The 16,859-nt window shown below is 57.8% G+C and carries 14 protein-coding genes; 13 read left to right on the top strand and 1 reads right to left on the bottom strand.

The genetic code is table 11. The features are described from left to right. Window positions 1-8: 8 nt before the first annotated feature. Entirely contained in the window at window positions 9-2,702 is a 2,694-nt protein-coding gene (gene acnA / locus FQB27_RS15905) for an aconitate hydratase AcnA (protein ID WP_169562055.1), read from the bottom strand. Window positions 2,703-3,599: 897 nt separating this feature from the next. On the opposite strand from acnA, the gene FQB27_RS15900 reads away from it, so the two are divergent. From FQB27_RS15900 to FQB27_RS15840, 13 genes are all read left to right on the top strand, one after another. Next, on the top strand, window positions 3,600-5,555 hold the full coding sequence (locus tag FQB27_RS15900) for an AMP-binding protein (protein WP_206374741.1): 1,956 nt from the start codon (window positions 3,600-3,602) through the stop codon (window positions 5,553-5,555). A gap of 20 nt (window positions 5,556-5,575) precedes the next feature. Beyond that, window positions 5,576-6,367, top strand: a complete 792-nt coding sequence (locus FQB27_RS15895) for an ABC transporter ATP-binding protein (protein ID WP_169562054.1) — start codon at window positions 5,576-5,578, stop codon at window positions 6,365-6,367. 20 nt (window positions 6,368-6,387) lie between these two features. After that, the gene (locus tag FQB27_RS15890) at window positions 6,388-7,293 is read left to right on the top strand and encodes a branched-chain amino acid ABC transporter permease (RefSeq protein ID WP_169562053.1); all 906 of its coding nucleotides are present in this window, start codon (window positions 6,388-6,390) and stop codon (window positions 7,291-7,293) included. Window positions 7,294-7,298: 5 nt separating this feature from the next. After that, window positions 7,299-8,384 carry a branched-chain amino acid ABC transporter permease gene (locus tag FQB27_RS15885; protein ID WP_169562052.1) on the top strand — a complete coding sequence of 362 codons (1,086 nt, stop codon included), beginning with the start codon at window positions 7,299-7,301 and terminating at the stop codon, window positions 8,382-8,384. Window positions 8,385-8,465: 81 nt separating this feature from the next. After that, window positions 8,466-9,782 (top strand): ABC transporter substrate-binding protein, encoded by a 1,317-nt coding sequence (locus FQB27_RS15880; protein WP_169562051.1) that lies wholly within the window; start codon window positions 8,466-8,468, stop codon window positions 9,780-9,782. Window positions 9,783-9,820: 38 nt separating this feature from the next. Further along, the gene (locus FQB27_RS15875) at window positions 9,821-10,636 is read left to right on the top strand and encodes an ABC transporter ATP-binding protein (RefSeq protein WP_169562050.1); all 816 of its coding nucleotides are present in this window, start codon (window positions 9,821-9,823) and stop codon (window positions 10,634-10,636) included. 31 nt (window positions 10,637-10,667) lie between these two features. Beyond that, window positions 10,668-11,915, top strand: a complete 1,248-nt coding sequence (locus FQB27_RS15870) for a phenylacetate--CoA ligase family protein (RefSeq protein ID WP_169562049.1) — start codon at window positions 10,668-10,670, stop codon at window positions 11,913-11,915. Window positions 11,916-12,005: 90 nt separating this feature from the next. Next, the gene (ccmA, locus tag FQB27_RS15865; RefSeq protein WP_206374739.1) at window positions 12,006-12,647 is read left to right on the top strand and encodes a heme ABC exporter ATP-binding protein CcmA; all 642 of its coding nucleotides are present in this window, start codon (window positions 12,006-12,008) and stop codon (window positions 12,645-12,647) included. After that, on the top strand, window positions 12,644-13,312 hold the full coding sequence (ccmB, locus tag FQB27_RS15860) for a heme exporter protein CcmB (protein WP_169562048.1): 669 nt from the start codon (window positions 12,644-12,646) through the stop codon (window positions 13,310-13,312). Before ccmA ends, ccmB begins: the two co-directional genes overlap by 4 nt. Window positions 13,313-13,353: 41 nt before the next feature. Continuing rightward, a complete protein-coding gene (locus FQB27_RS15855) occupies window positions 13,354-14,085 on the top strand; it encodes a heme ABC transporter permease (protein WP_169562047.1) in 732 nt (243 codons plus the stop codon). A 146-nt stretch (window positions 14,086-14,231) separates the two neighbouring features. Continuing rightward, complete coding sequence (ccmD, locus tag FQB27_RS15850; RefSeq protein ID WP_169562046.1) at window positions 14,232-14,447, top strand: heme exporter protein CcmD; 216 nt, start codon at window positions 14,232-14,234, stop codon at window positions 14,445-14,447. After that, complete coding sequence (gene ccmE / locus FQB27_RS15845; RefSeq protein WP_169562045.1) at window positions 14,437-14,877, top strand: cytochrome c maturation protein CcmE; 441 nt, start codon at window positions 14,437-14,439, stop codon at window positions 14,875-14,877. Before ccmD ends, ccmE begins: the two co-directional genes overlap by 11 nt. Beyond that, entirely contained in the window at window positions 14,877-16,853 is a 1,977-nt protein-coding gene (locus tag FQB27_RS15840; RefSeq protein ID WP_169562044.1) for a heme lyase CcmF/NrfE family subunit, read from the top strand. Before ccmE ends, FQB27_RS15840 begins: the two co-directional genes overlap by 1 nt. Window positions 16,854-16,859: the final 6 nt, after the last annotated feature.

Raw genomic sequence — 16,859 nt, 5'->3', positions numbered from 1 at the left:
GCACTCGGTTAGGAGGCGGACAGGTTTCTCAGAACATACTGCAGGATACCTTCGTGACGGTAGTATTCCACTTCGTCGAGGGTGTCGATCCGGCACAGCAGGTCGACATTGACGGTGGAACCGTCCGCACGGGTGATCGCGCAGGGAACGGTCATGCGAGGCTTGATACCGCCTTCGATGCCGGTGATATCAACGGTTTCCGTACCATCCAGTTTCAGGGTCTGGCGGGTGACGCCTTCCGGGAACTGGAGGGGCAGGATGCCCATACCGACCAGATTGGACCGGTGGATACGCTCGAAGCTTTCCGCGACAACGGCCTTGATGCCCAGCAGGCGAGTGCCCTTGGCAGCCCAGTCACGGCTGGAGCCGGTACCGTATTCCTTGCCAGCGAAGACCACCAGCGGAACACCGTCTTTCTGGTACTGCATGGATGCATCATAGATCCACTGCTGTTCCCCATCCGGCATGTGGCGGGTAACGCCGCCCTCTGTGCCCGGTGCAACTTCGTTGCGAAGACGGATGTTGGCAAAGGTGCCGCGCATCATGACTTCGTGGTTACCACGGCGAGAGCCATAGGAGTTGAAGTCTTTTTCCGGAACATTGTGGTCACGCAGATATTCACCTGCCGGGCTGTCTGCCTTGATGGCACCGGCCGGAGAGATATGGTCGGTGGTGACAGAGTCGCCAAGCAGGGCCAGAACACGGGCGCCCTGAATGTCGCTGAAACCGCCTGCGTCTTTCTGCATGCCTTCGAAATACGGAGGATGCTGGACATAGGTGGAAGCGGCGTCCCAGGTGTAGGTCTGACCTTCTGCAGTTTCAATGCTCTGCCATGCGGCGTCGCCGGCGAACACATCGCTGTAACGCTTTGCGAACATGTCCCGGTTCAGGGAGTCGCGAACAACGTCATGGACTTCCTGATTGGTCGGCCAGATGTCTTTCAGGTAAACCGGGTTGCCGTCCTGATCTTCACCGAGGGCATCCTTGGTGATGTCGATGTTCAGGGAGCCGGCAATGGCGTAGGCAACAACCAGTGGCGGTGAGGCCAGATAGTTGGCTTTTGCCTGCGGGCTGACGCGGCCTTCGAAGTTCCGGTTACCGGACAGAACGGAACAGGCAACCAGTTCGCCTTCGGCAATGGCGTTGGCGATCGGTTCTGCGACCGGGCCAGAGTTACCGATACAGGTTGTACAGCCGTAACCGACAAGGTTAAAGCCGAGCGCGTCCAGATCGTCCTGCAGGCCAGCTTCGACCAGATAGTCGGTCACAACCTTGGAACCCGGTGCCAGCGAGGTCTTGACCCACGGCTTGACTTTCAGGCCCTTGGCGCGGGCGTTGCGGGCAACCAGACCGGCGGCCAGCATCACACCCGGGTTGGACGTGTTTGTACAGGAGGTGATGGCCGCGATGATCACATCGCCGCTGCCAATGCTGTAATCGGTGCCAGCAACGGCAACCTTCTTTTCGATGCCGTCGTTGTTGCCGGACAGGGTCGGCAGGGCTTTCTGGAATTCAGAAGTGGCCTCGGACAGCAGAACACGGTCCTGCGGACGCTTCGGTCCGGCCAGGCTCGGCTCAACAGAGCTGATATCCAGTTCCAGCGTGTCGGTGAAGACCGGGTCCGGTGTATCGGCATCGCGCCACATGCCCTGTGCCTTGGCATAGGCTTCCACCAGCTTGACACGGTCTGCATCACGTGCGGTGAAGTTCAGGAAGTTGATGGTTTCCTCATCGATCGGGAAGAAGCCGCAAGTTGCGCCATATTCCGGTGCCATGTTGGAAATGGTTGCACGGTCGGCGAGGGACAGTTCGTCCAGACCCGGACCGAAGAATTCAACAAACTTGCCAACAACACCCTTGGCACGCAGCATCTGGGTGATGGTCAGCACCAGATCGGTTGCGGTGGTGCCTTCTTTCAGCTTGCCGGTCAGCTTGAAGCCGACAACTTCGGGGATCAGCATGGAGATCGGCTGGCCCAGCATGACAGCTTCGGCCTCAATACCACCAACACCCCAACCCAGAACGGCCATGCCGTTCACCATGGTGGTGTGGCTGTCTGTGCCGACGAGGGTATCCGGGTAGGCAACCTCGGAACCGTTCTGGTCTTCTGTGGTCCAGACGGTCTGCGCGAGATATTCAAGGTTTACCTGGTGACAGATGCCGGTTCCCGGAGGAACAACGCGGAAGTTGTTGAAGGCTTTCTGACCCCAGCGCAGGAAGGCATAGCGTTCGCCGTTGCGTTCCATTTCAAGGTCGACGTTTTCAGCAAAGGCGGAGGCGGAACCGGCCTTGTCAACCATCACGGAGTGGTCGATGACCAGATCGCACTGTGCCAGCGGGTTGATCTTTTTCGGATCACCACCAAGGTTCACCATTGCATCGCGCATGGCGGCAAGGTCAACAACCGCGGGAACGCCGGTAAAGTCCTGCATCAGGACGCGGGCCGGGCGGTACGCGATTTCGCGGTCGGCTTTCTTGTCTTTCAGCCAGCCTGCCAGGGCGTTTACATCGTCGGATGTGACGGTACGTCCATCTTCGTGGCGAAGCAGGTTTTCCAGCAGGACCTTCAGGGAAAACGGCAGACGGGATACGTCGCCAAGGCCGGCTTCTTGGGCGGCCGGAATGCTGTAGTAGTCGTATTTCTTTCCGTCAATCTCGAGTGATCGACGTGTCTTCAGGCTGTCGTGACCAGTTGTTGTCAACGCTTCGCTCCTTGCTCAGAATGGGAACGGGGTGGTGCCGGGGTTATTATGACACCAATGAATTATCGGCCCGTATGTGCCCCATTTTTCCAACTTTCTCAAGACTAAAGGTAAGATTCTCCCTGAAAGGGGCAAAAAATTGACAGGGAAAATGCCGGGGAAGGGCTGGCCGCTTACTCAACCCGAATGAGTGGCCGGGGGCCGGGCGCCGTGATTCCCGGCTGGAATATTTTTCATTTTGCCCAAAACTTGGCCAAAACGGCCGCCGCTGATCCGGGTTTGACGGGGGAGGGCCCGCCGCCGCACCGGTAAAATGCCGTCTTTTCTGCCCTTGAACAGTCGCGCCGTTTCAGTCCGGCGCGGGATGAGTGAAATTATTGCGGTAACCGGGGGAGCAAAACCCAGTTTATATTAACTAAACAAAAAATGACAAAAGACATCTAGTAATATTAATATTATGAAAATCTAAAAAATCAAGAACAGCGTGATATTATTCGTTTTATAAATCTTATATATATACTATTTGTTTATTTGAATAAATATATGGTTAGTATTTTTACTATTAATACAAACGCTTGTTCTTTTTATTTATTGTATATAGTTGTTTAATTAGGAAGTTTTTTTATTAAATAAGCAAATAATTGAAAATTTTCTCTTGACCTTTAGTGGCAATATTCGAATAGTGCAATTTAGAAGGCCTGAAAATATAAGCAGGTCTGGAAGACGGTGAAAAGCCGCACGTTTTGGGAGAGACGTCGACTAGGTGCACCTTTTCAGGGGAAGGTGCCGTCAAGGATATACACGGGAAGCGCAGTGTGTGCCTTCGCGCCCGTAGACCGACCGTTTCCTGGAATGTGGTGGCATTTTGTAACGCCTATGATGGGGAACAGGGAACCTATGAAAAGCGAAGTACAGGAGTGCGATACCTTCCCGAAATTGTTGCTGAGGAATGCCCGGCAACGACCTGACGCACCCGCTTTCAGAGAGAAGGAATTCGGCATCTGGCAGACCTATAGCTGGAAGGATGTCTATGAAAACGCCCGCGCCCTCGCGCTTGGTTTTTCAGAATTGGGGGTCAAGCGGGGGGATGCCATTGCCATTATTGGCTCAAACCGTCCGCAATTATACTGGGTGTTTGCCGCGGCTCAGGCCGTTGGTGCCTTGCCGGTGCCGATCTATCAGGATGGCGTGGCCGAGGAAGTCCAGTATGTTCTGGACCATGCCGAGGCCAAAGTCGTCGTGGCAGAGGATCAGGAGCAGGTGGACAAGGTTCTGTCCATCATGGATCAATGTCCGACCATCACCCACCTGATTTACAAGGAACCACGCGGGATGCGGCATTACACCCAGCCGTTCATCCTGTCGTATGAGGCCGTACAGGAAAAGGGCCGGGCCTTTGATGCCGCCCATCCGGGTTTCTATGAGGCGGAAGTGGACAAGGCGAAGGGCAGCGATATTGCCACGATCCTGTATACATCCGGGACAACCGGTCGCCCCAAGGGGGTCATGCTCAGTTTCGATAACATGGTGACCTGCGGCCGTTTGTCGGTTGAGTTCGAAAACCTGACCGAAAAGGACAAGGTTCTGTCCTATCTGCCCATGGCGTGGGTCGGGGACCACCTGTTTTCCTATTCACAGGCCTCACAGGCCGGCTTTTCCGTGAATTGCCCGGAAAGTGCGGAAACGGTTCTGACCGACCTTCGGGAAATCGGCCCGACCTATTATTTCGCGCCGCCCGCGATCTTCGAGAACATGCTGACACAGATGATGATCCGCATCGAGGATGCCAGCAAGATCAAGCAGAAGATGTTCCACTATTTCATCGATGTGGCAAAACGCTGCGGGGTGCAGATCCTGGAAGGCAAGCCGGTCTCGTTTCTGGATCGGCTGCTCTATACCATCGGGGATTTTCTGGTTTACGGGCCGCTCAAGAATACGCTGGGGTTCAGTGAAATCCGGGTGGCCTATACGGCCGGTGCCCCCATGGGACCGGAGGTTTTCAAGTTTTACCGCTCGCTCGGCCTGAACCTGAAGCAGCTCTATGGCCAGACGGAATCCTGTGCCTATGTCTGCATCCAGAATGACAAGGATGTGCGCCCGGATACAGTCGGGCCGCCCGCTCCGGGATGCGAGGTCAAGCTGGATGAGACGACGGGTGAGGTGCTGTATCGCAGTCCCGGCAGCTTTGTCGGCTACTACAAGAACGATGAAGCCACGCAGGAAACCAAAACCACCGATGGCTGGGTTCACACAGGGGATGCCGGGATCATGACCGATGACGGCCAGTTGAAGATTATCGACCGGGCCAAGGATGTGGGCAAGCTGGAGGATGGAACCCTGTTCGCCCCCCAGTATATCGAGAACAAGCTGAAATTCTTCCCGTCCATTTCCGAAGCGGTCTGTCATGGCGCGGACAAGGATACGGTCACTGCCTTCATCAATATCGATCTTGAGGCCGTGGGCAACTGGGCGGAACGGCGGGGCATTTCCTATACCAGCTATCAGGACCTTGCCAATCGGGACGAGGTTTACAGTCTGGTCAAGGAAGGGGTGGAGCAGGTCAACAGGGACCTTGCCATCGACAGTGAGCTTGCCGGTGCCCAGATCAGCCGTTTCCTGATTTTGCCGAAGGCGCTGGATGCGGATGACGGGGAATTGACGCGAACCCGAAAGGTGCGCCGCCGTATCGTGGCGGAACGCTACGGGACGCTGATTGACGCGCTCTTCTCCAATGATGAAACCGCCTATATCGAGTCTCAGATGACATTCGAGGATGGCCGGACTGGCGTTCTCAAGGCCACCGTCAAGGTCTGGGATGCTGAAACCTATCCGGCCGTTCGTGCCGCGTCTTAAATTGCAGGGATCGTAAAGTCATGGGAGTACATGAAATCAAACCCGGCGATGTCCTTCTGGCCGTGGAGGATATCAGCCTGTCTTTTGGCGCGGTTCGGGCAATTTCTGATGTCAGTTTCGATATCAGGAAAGGCGAGGTGCGGGCCATCATTGGGCCTAACGGTGCGGGCAAGACGTCGATGTTGAACTGTATCAACGGCTTCTATCATCCGCAGCAGGGAACCATCACCTACAAGGGACAAAAACGAAGCGCCATGAAGCCCTATGAAGCGGCGGCGCAAGGAATTGCGCGGACCTTCCAGAATGTGGCGCTTTTCAAGGGCATGTCGACGCTGGACAACATCATGACCGGCCGCAATCTGAAGATGAAATCCAACCTGCTGACCTCCATGATCTGGTGGGGCAAGGCCGAGAAAGAGGAACTGGAACATCGCCGCTTCGTCGAGGACATCATCGACTTTCTGGAAATCGAGGCCATTCGCAAGACCCCGGTGGGCCGCTTGCCCTATGGCCTGCAAAAGCGGGTTGAGCTTGGCCGCGCCCTGGCGGCAGAGCCGGAGCTTCTGCTGCTGGACGAGCCCATGGCCGGCATGAACCTTGAAGAAAAGGAAGACATGTGCCGCTTCATTCTGGATGTGAATGACGAGTTCGGAACAACCATCTGCCTGATTGAACATGACATGGGGGTGGTGATGGATATCTCCGACCGGGTCATGGTTCTGGATTATGGCGGGAAAATCGGGGACGGGGTGCCGGAAGAGGTGCGGACCAACCAGAACGTTATCGATGCCTATCTGGGCGGCGGTCATTAATCCGGTAGCGGGAGCGTGTAATGGAAGATTTTGTCATTGAATTCATGTTTTTCCTTGAGGTTCTGTTTAGCGGATTGTTGACCGGAACCCTGTATTCCCTCGTCGCACTGGGATTTGTCCTGATTTTCAAGGCCTCCGGGGTGTTCAACTTTGCGCAAGGGGCGATGATGCTTTTTGCCGCCCTCAGCCTTGTGGGCTTTCAGGAGATGCTGGGCGTTCACTGGACGGTGGCGTTCCTCCTGACGGTTGTTGTGATGATCCTGCTGGCCTGGTGTGTCGAGAAATTCGTGCTCGGCAAACTGGTCAATCAGGAACCGATCATCCTGTTCATGGCGACCATCGGGATCACCTTTTTCCTCGACGGTTTCGGCCAGACCCTCTGGGGCAGCGATATCAAGCCGCTTGATATCGGCCTGCCGACCGGGTCTCTCGATTTCGGGGGCATTTTCGTGGACCAGCTTGAACTGGTGGCCGGGGCGACCGCCGGGGGACTTGTTCTCGGTCTGGCGATTTTTTTCAACAAGACAAAGATCGGCCGGGCGCTCCGGGCGGTGGCTGACGATCATCAGGCGGCCATGTCCGTGGGGATTTCCCTTCGCAATATCTGGATCATCGTCTGGTCCGTGGCCGGTCTGGTCGGGCTGGTGGCCGGGATCATGTGGGGCTCCAAGCTGGGCGTCCAGTTCAGCCTGTCCCTGCTGGCGCTGAAAGCCCTGCCGGTTCTGATGCTGGGCGGGTTCACGTCGATCCCGGGTGCGATTATTGGCGGGCTGATCATTGGTGCAGGCGAAAAGCTGGCGGAAATCTATCTTGGCCCCTTTGTGGGCGGGGCGATTGAAAACTGGTTCGCCTACATGCTGGCGATGGTCTTCCTGCTGTTCCGGCCGCAGGGTCTCTTTGGCGAAAAGATTATTGAGAGGGTTTAGGGTAGATGTTTTATCGTGAAGCAGGACAGTTCAAGTCCTCCTACAAGGAAGATCAGGCCGTTTTCCCCATCCTTCAGGACCGGATCGGTATTGCCATTCTGTTGCTGGTTGCCTTCATCGGTATTCCCCTGTTTGCCGGGGACTACTTTGTCGGCGCGATCATGACGCCGTTCCTTATTCTGGCACTGGCGGCGGTGGGCCTCAATATCCTGACGGGCTATGCCGGGCAGATTTCCCTTGGGACCGGGGCGTTCATGGCGGTGGGGGCCTTCTCGGCCTACAAGCTGGCCACCTTCTCCATTGCTCTTGGCGGGGCCGAGGCAACCTTGCCGCTGATCCTGACGATCCTGCTGGCGGGTGTCGTGGCTGCGCTGGTCGGCGTGATGTTCGGTATCCCCAGCCTGCGCATCAAGGGTTTCTATCTGGCGGTGGCGACCCTCGCCGCGCAGTTTTTTATCGAATGGCTTCTGGTCAAGGTGGGCTGGTTCACAAACTACAGCCCGTCCGGTGTGATCACCGCCCCGCCGCTTGTGGTGCTGGGCTATGAATTCCATACACCGGCGGAAAAATACCTGTTCACCCTGACCTTTGTCGTGGTGATGGCCATGGCCGCCAAAAATCTCGTGCGCAGCCATATCGGCCGGGGCTGGATGGCCATCCGGGATATGGATATCGCCGCCGAGATCATCGGGTTCAGGCCGCTGCAGACCAAACTGACCGCCTTTGCCGTCAGTTCCTTCTTCTGCGGGGTGGCCGGGGCGCTGTGGGCTTTCGTTCATCTGGGCACGGTGGAGCCGGAAGCCTTTGGTATCAATCGGTCCTTCTCGATCCTGTTCATGGTCATCATTGGCGGCATGGGCAGTATCCTCGGTGCCTTTATCGGGGCCGCCTTCATTACCCTGCTGCCGATTTTCCTGAACAACGTTCCGCCCATGATCGGCTGGAATATCGGGGTGGATATGGTGGCCCATCTGGAGTTCATGATCTTCGGGGTGTTGATCATCTTTTTCTTGATTGTGGAGCCTCACGGGCTTGCAAGACTATGGACCATCGGCAAGGAGAAACTGAGGACCTGGCCGTTTCCATACTGACCCGTCTGGAGGCAGACGGATTTCGATTGCCCGGTGGTGCTATGCCGCATCCGGGGGAACAGTCTAACTGGGAGGAAAGACATGAGTTTGAAGAAATTTGTACTGGGTGCCGTTGGTGCTGCCGTTCTGGCGGCCCCGCTGGCCGCACCGGCCCCGGCACTGGCCGAGGATACGCTGTATCTGCCGAAGCTGGTTTATCGGACCGGTCCATTTGCACCGGGCGGCATTCCCACGGCCAATGGCGCATCCGATTACTGGGCCATGATCAACGAGCGGGACGGCGGTGTGAACGGCGCCCGTGTGATCTATGAGGAATGCGAGTTCGGCTACAACACCGACCGCGGGGTTGAATGCTATGAGCGGACAAAGACCAATCATGGCGGGGCCCTGATCTATCAACCGTACAGCACGGGTGTCACCTATGCGCTGACTGACCGGACGCGGACCGACAAGATTCCGCTTCTGACCATGGGATATGGTCGTTCGGATGCGGGTGTGGGAACCGCGTTCCCGTGGGTGTTCCCGCTGATGACCAACTATTGGGGTCAGGCCACCGGTATCTTCAAGTATATCAGCGAGCAGGAAGGCGGCATTGACGCCATGAAGGACAAGACCATTGCGCTGGTCTATCTGGATATCGCCTATGGTAAGGAATCCATTCCGATTTTCCGGACCATGTCCGAAAAGTTCGGCTTCACGCTGAAGGAATATCCGGTCACCTTCCCGGGGCTGGAGCAGAAAGCCACCTGGCTGCAGGTTCGCCGTGCCCGTCCGGACTATATCGTGATGTGGGGCTGGGGCGCCATGAACCAGACCGCGATCAAGGAAGCCGCCGGTATCCGCTTCCCGGCTGAGAAGTTCATCGGCAACTGGTGGGCCGGTGCCGAGCAGGACACGGTTCCGGCTGGCGATGCCGCCATCGGGTATAAAAGCGCGACCTTCAACGTGGCCGGTAAGGAATTCCCGGTCATTCAGGAAATTGTCAAGCATGTCTACGGCAAGGGCAATGGCGCTGGCGAGGAAAATGTCGGACAGGTTCTTTATAACCGCTCCGTCGTGACCCAGACCTTCATCCATGCGGGTATTCTGGCCGCGCAGGAGAAATTCGGCGTGAAAGCCATCACCTCGGAGCAACTGCGCTGGGGCATGGAGAATATCAAGATCGACGACGCAACAGCCGCCAAGATGGGCATTACAGGCATGGTGCCGAATATCGCACCGACCTGCGAGGATCATATCGGTGGTGGTTCCTTCTTCATCCAGCAGTGGGATGGCAAGAAATGGAATCTGGTGTCCGAGCCGATCGAGCCCATGAACGACCTTGTCGTTCCGGCCATGCAGGAAACTGCGGACAAATACCTGAAGGAAAAAGGTCTGGAACCGGCCACTTGTGGCTAATCAATACCTGCTAACCTGAAAAAGAGTGAGTCTTGCCAATGAGTGCACCGAGTAATCCACTTCTGAAGGTCAATAACATCGAAGTCATTTATGACCACGTTATTCTTGTCTTGAAGGGGGTATCGCTGGAAGTCGAGAAGGGGTCGATTGTCTCCATTCTCGGGGCCAACGGTGCCGGCAAGACCACAACTTTGAAGGCCATTTCGAACCTCCTCCGCTCCGAGCGCGGGGAGGTTACGAAAGGCTCCATTGAATATAACGGCGCCGATATCACCGCCAAATCCCCCGCCGATCTTGTTATGGACGGGGTGGTTCAGGTGATGGAGGGCCGCCATTGTTTCGAACATCTGACAGTGGAAGAGAACCTGTTGACCGGTGCCTATACCCGCAAGGGCGGGCGCTCCGTGGTCAATGCGGAACTTGAAAAGGTGTATCACTATTTCCCCCGCCTGAAAGAGCGGCGCAATTCACAGGCCGGGTATGTGTCCGGCGGTGAACAGCAGATGGTGGCTGTTGGCCGGGCCCTGATGGCCAAGCCGAGCCTGATCCTGCTGGACGAGCCGTCCATGGGTCTGGCCCCGCAACTTGTCGAGGAAATCTTCGAGATTGTCCGGCGCCTCAATGTGGAAACCGGTGTGAGCTTTCTGGTGGCCGAGCAAAACGCAACCATCGCACTGAAATATGCCCATTATGGATATATCCTTGAAAACGGGCGTGTGGTGATGGATGGTGATGCAACCGATCTTGCCAATAACGAGGACGTGAAGGAATTCTATCTCGGCCTTGGCGGGGACGGGCGGAAAAGCTTCCGGGATGTGAAGCATTATCGCCGCCGCAAGCGTTGGCTGGCGTAACGGCTTTGGACAGATAGCAAGTGGGGTAGAGATGACAGGCGCCGGTAAATTTTATGACGAACTGGAAACACGGGATGCGGCCACGCGGGAGCGGGAGCAGATGCAGGCCCTGCAGCAGCAGATTGCCCATGCTCGCGAAAATTCCGAGTATTTCGGTCAATTGCTGGCCGATGTGGACCCGGCCTCCATCACCTCGCGGGAGGCGCTGGCGACCTTGCCGGTGACCCGCAAATCCGACCTGATCGAGACCCAGCGAAATACGCCGCCCCTGGGGGGGCTGAACGGTCTGGGGATGGCCCAGATTGCCAATATCTTCATGTCGCCGGGCCCGATTTTCGAGCCGGGGGATATTCAGGGGGACTATTTCCGGATGGGCCGGGCCATGTGGGCCGCGGGTTTCCGCCCCGGCGATCTGGTCTATAACACCTTCGCCTATCACATGACCCCTGCCGGTCACATGATGGAAAGCGGCGCCCGTGCCGTGGGCTGTACGGTATTCCCGGCCGGTATCGGAAACACGGAAATGCAGCTTGAGGCCATCAGCACCCTGAAACCCCGCGCCTATGTGGGGACGCCGTCCTTCCTGCGCATTCTTCTGGAAAAGGGCCGCGAGGCCGGCCTTGATATGAGTTCCATCAAGGTCGCCAGCGTGGGCGGTGAGGCCCTGCCCCCGTCCTTGCGCACGGCGCTGCAGGATCTGGGGGTCGACACGGTGATCCAGTCTTACGGTACGGCCGATCTGGGGCTGGTTGCCTATGAAACCGATGCCATGGAAGGCATGACCATTGACGAGGGCGTGATCGTCGAGATTGTCCGCCCCGGAACCGGCGATCCGGTCGCTCCGGGTGAGGTTGGCGAAGTGGTGGTGACCACCCTGAACAGGACCTATCCGCTGATCCGCTTTGCCACCGGCGACATGTCCGCCCTGATGGAAGGGGAAAGTGCCTGTGGGCGCACCGGTCCCCGGATCAAGGGCTGGATGGGCCGGGCCGACCAGACCGCCAAGGTCAAGGGAATGTTTGTCCATCCGGGACAGGTTGTTTCGGTTCAGAAACGACATTCTGAAATTCACAAGGTGCGGCTGGTTGTGACCAGCGAGGACAATGTGGACCAGATGACCCTGCAGTGTGAGGTTGAAACCGGCACAGCCGATCTGCAGGCTGCCATTGAGGACAGCATTCAGGCTCAGTGCAAGGTCCGTGGCAGCGTGGCTTTTGTTCCTGTTGGCAGCCTTGCCAATGATGGCATGGTCATCGAGGACGCCCGAACCTACGAATAGGGGAACGGTCAAGGCGGGGGCGGCTACCTTTGGTCGCAGCACAACCGGTTGCGGTGAAACGGACAATCCTGTACTCAGGATCGAACCGAATTGTTTGCGAGCGCACCACTGACCATGAGCCTGACCGCTACTGACTTGACCTGTATCCGCGGAGACCGTCTGGTTTTCGACAAGGCGGCCTTGTCCCTGTCAGCAGGGCAGGCGCTTTGGGTCAAGGGCAAGAACGGGGCGGGCAAGACATCCCTGCTGCGGGTGGTTGCCGGATTGCTGAAACCGGCCCGTGGATCGGTCTGCTGGAACGGGATCGATATCCGCGAGGACCCGGACGCCTATCAGGGCCATTGTCATTATATCGGGCATCAGGATGCCTTGAAGCCGGTTCTGACGGCCCGCGAAAACCTGACCTTCTGGTCGACATATGCCGGGGTATCCCGGGTGGCCGAGGCGCTGGAGATTTTTGAGCTGTCGCGGATTGCGGACATGCCGGCGGGCATTCTGTCAGCGGGGCAGAAAAAACGGACCAATCTGGCCCGGCTTGTGGCCTCGCCAGCCCCGCTCTGGATTTTGGACGAGCCGATCAGTTCCCTTGATACCCATTATATCCGCCTGTTCGCGGACTGCCTTGCCGCCCATCTGAAGGACGGCGGCATGGCCCTGTTCGCCACCCATCAGGACCTGCAGGTCGATGGTGTTGGCTATCTGGACCTGAACGGCGGGGGGACGCGGGAATGATGGCGGGATTTCTGGGATTGGTACGCCGGGAATTGCTGCTGGCCTTCCGGCAGGGCAGTGCCCTGACCCTGACGCTGGCGTTCTTTGTCATTGCGGTGACCCTGTTCCCGCTGGGGGTGGGGCCTGAACTGAACATCTTGCAACGGATCGGGCCGGGTGTGCTCTGGGTGGGGGCGCTTCTGTCCTGCCTGCTGACCCTTGATCGGATGTTTCAGGCGGATTTTGAGGATGGCTCGCTGGACCTGCTGATGATCGGACGGGTCCCCGTTGAACTGGTGGTGCTGGCCAAGGTGGTGTCCCACTGGCTGACCTCGATCCTGCCGTTGATCCTGATCACGCCCTTGCTGGCGGTGTCGCTCAACATGCCCTTTGACGGGATTGTGGCGATGGAATTTGCCCTGTTGCTGGGATCACCGGCCCTCAGCCTGATCGGTTCGGTCGGGGCGGGATTGACCGTTGGGCTTCGGCGGGGTGGCGTCCTGTTGTCGTTAATGGTATTGCCCTTATATATACCTGTGTTGATATTTGGTGTTGCGGCGGTCGAGGCCGCCATTGCCGTGTTGCCCATGGCGTCCCATCTGTCGTTGCTGGCCGCAATGTCGCTGGGGGCGCTGGTTGTGTGTCCGGTTGCTGCCGCTGCGGCGCTGCGTCTGGCGGTGGACTGAGCAGGGCGAAGAATTGACAAGTTTTGGAGTAAAAGACCCGAATGGCCATTGATTTCCACAAATATGCGAACCCTACCCGGTTTCTGAGACTGGCGTCGGCTGTCTTTCCGTGGGTGACGGGGGCGGCTGTTCTGCTGTTGGTGACGGGGCTGTATATGGGCCTGTTCGTTGCGCCGGAGGATTACCAGCAGGGAGAGACTGTTCGCATCATGTTTGTCCATGTTCCGGCGGCGTGGATGGGAATGTCTGTTTATACCATGATGGCGGTTTCAGCGGCTGCGGGCTTGATCTGGAAACACCCTGTTGCGGACCTGTCTGCCAAGGCGGCGGCGCCGATCGGGGCCTGTTTCACATTGCTGGCACTGGTAACCGGCGCGCTGTGGGGCCAGCCCATGTGGGGCACCTACTGGGTGTGGGATGCCCGCCTGACCAGCATGTTGATCCTGTTGTTCCTGTATCTGGGATATATGGCCCTGTGGGGCAGTTTCGATGATCACTCCAAGGCGGCGCGGGCGGCGGCCATTCTGGTGCTGGTCGGCGCGATCAATATACCGGTCATCAAGTTTTCCGTGGACTGGTGGAACACGCTGCATCAGCCAGCCAGTGTGGCCACGCTGGACGGGCCGAAAATTCACGGTTCCATCCTGACACCGCTGCTGGTGATGGGGGCGGCCTATATGATGCTGTTCCTGTCCGTCTTCATCATTCGCGTCAAGGCCGAGATCATGGATCGGCGTCTGCAAATCATGAAGATCAGCCAGTTGCAGGAATAGAGGCCGGAAGCGCGGCAGGAAGAGGCGGGGGCCGGGCAAACCTCGCGGCATTGTGACGCATTGGCACCGGTTTGTACTGGTACAATCCACGCGAACACATATATTGACGAAAACCTGATGATTTAGGTCGGATTTGGAAGCAGGACATGGCAGAGTTTAACGAGTTTCTGGAAATGGGTGGGTATGCGGCGTTCGTCTGGCCGTCCTATCTGGTTTCCGCCGTTGTACTGACCCTTCTGGTTGTTTTCAGTGTCCGGCGATTGAGACGAATTGAACGGGACCTGAAACCGTTTGAGGAGCGCCGACAGGCCCGGCGCAACCGGACACGGTCTTCCCGAACGGAGCCTTTGAATGACACGTAAGAAACGGCGCCTTTATACTCTTCTTGCCGGAATGGGCGTTTTGGGCGTTGCCGCCGCGCTGGTTCTCTATTCCTTTGAAGACAGTCTGGTCTTTTTCCACAGCCCTTCCGATCTGGCTGAAAAGCCCGTGCCCGCGGGCCGGAGCTTCCGTCTTGGCGGACTGGTCGAGGAAGGGTCCGTTGAAAAGGACGGCGTGATCATCCGCTTCCGGGTCACGGATCTGGCGGAATCGGTGCCGGTGACCTATCGTGGGTTGGTGCCGGACCTGTTCCGCGAGGGACAGGGCGTTGTCGCCGAAGGCAAGCTGGATGAAAATGGCCTGTTTGTGGCGTCCAACGTGCTGGCCAAGCATGACGAGAATTACATGCCGCCCGAAGTGGCGGAAAGCCTGAGGGATGCCGGTCACTGGCAGCCGGAAGGGAGTAACTGATGGTTGCCGAGATTGGTCAGTTTTCCCTTATTCTGGCGCTGATTGCGGCCCTGCTGCAAGGCACCTTGCCGCTGTATGGGGCGCATCGGCACAACATGCAGCTGATGAATTTCGGCGGTAATGCCTCGCTGGTGCAGTTCCTGTTCCTGACCGTGGCGTTTATTGCCCTGACCATCGGGTATGTGACCAGTGATTTTTCCATCCTGAACGTTGCCAGCAATTCCCATTCCCTGAAACCCATGCTGTACAAGATCAGCGGTGTCTGGGGGAACCATGAAGGCTCGCTTCTGCTGTGGGTGTGGATTTTGGCCCTGTTCGGCTTTGCGGTTGCCGCCTTTGGCAAGAACCTGCCGGGAAGCCTGAAAGCCCGTGTGATTGCGGTTCAGGGCCTGATCGGTGTCGGGTTTCTGCTGTTTGTCATTTTCACGTCCAACCCGTTCGAGCGGATTGACCCGGCCCCGTTTGATGGCCGTGGCCTGAACCCGCTGCTGCAGGATCCGGGCCTCGCCTTCCATCCGCCGTTCCTGTATCTGGGATATGTGGGGCTGTCGGTCACTTTTTCCTTCGCCATTGCCGCCCTGATCGAGGGCAAGGTTGATCCGGCGTGGGCCCGGTGGGTTCGCCCGTGGACCCTTGCCGCGTGGGGTTTCCTGACACTGGGGATCGCGCTTGGCTCATGGTGGGCCTATTACGAGCTTGGCTGGGGCGGCTGGTGGTTCTGGGACCCGGTTGAAAACGCGTCCTTCATGCCGTGGCTGGCCGCAACGGCTTTGCTGCATTCGGCGATCGTGGTCGAGAAACGGGATACCCTCAAGAACTGGACGATCCTGCTGGCCATTGTCTCGTTCAGCCTGTCGCTGCTCGGCACCTTCCTTGTGCGCTCCGGCGTGCTGAATTCCGTTCATGCCTTTGCGTCTGACCCGACACGGGGTGTGTTTATCCTGATCTTCCTTGTGGCGGTGGTCGGGGGATCGCTGTTGCTATATGCCTTGCGGGCACCAAAGATGAAGGGCGGCGGTCTGTTTGCACCGATCAGCCGTGAAGGGGCGCTTGTCCTGAATAACCTGCTGCTGTCCACGGCGACGGCCACGGTTTTGCTGGGCACCCTGTATCCGCTGTTTCTGGATGCCTTCACGGGCGCCAAGGTTTCCGTGGGGCCGCCTTTCTTCAATTCCACCTTCCTGCCGCTGGCCATTCCGCTGGTAATCGCGATTGGGGTCGGGCCGTTGCTGCCGTGGAAACGGGCGGACCTGCGCGGGGTTCTGTCCCGCCTCAAGCTGGCGGTGCTGTCGATTTTTGTCATTCTGGGCCTGACCTGGTGGCTGGCAGATGGGGGACCGTTCCTGTCCCTGGTGGGTATGGCCATTTTCGCCTGGCTGCTGGTTGGGGCGCTGGTTGAATGGGCCGAGCGGATCAAGCTGTTCCGCACCGGTTTCGGCAATAGCTGGCGGCGGATGGTCAACCTGCCCCGCAGTGCCCACGGCATGACCATTGCCCATGTGGGCGTGGCGCTGGTGGTGCTGGGGATTACGGCTGCGGAAACCTGGCAAAGTGAGCGGCTGGAAGTCATGAAGCCCGGCGAAAGTGCCGATGTGGGTGGGTATACCTACCTGTTCAAGGGCGCCGAGCAGATCAAGGGCCCCAACTATGACAGTTTGCAGGGAACCTTTGTGGTCTCGAAAGACGGGCGAGAGGTTGTCACCCTGTATCCGGAACAGCGGGTTTATGCCAACCCGCCCATGGAAACCACCGAGGCGGCCATCTATCCCATGCTGTCCGCCGATCTGTATGCGGTGATCGGTGAACAGGATGGCAAGGGCGGATACGCAACCCGTATCTATCACAAGCCGTTGATCTCGTGGATCTGGATCGGGTCCATCGTGATGTTCATTGGCGGCCTGTTCAGCCTGAGCGATCGCCGTTTCCGGATCGGGGCGGCCCGCCGCAAACAGGTTCCGTCCGGTTCCGCGGCTTGAGGAGTA

Origin of the sequence: Sneathiella chinensis, assembly GCF_012720115.1 — a bacterium.
In the GTDB taxonomy this organism is placed as follows: domain Bacteria; phylum Pseudomonadota; class Alphaproteobacteria; order Sneathiellales; family Sneathiellaceae; genus Sneathiella; species Sneathiella chinensis.
Note: the sequence above shows the minus strand (reverse complement) of the source record. Positions and strands in the feature narration are given on the sequence as shown.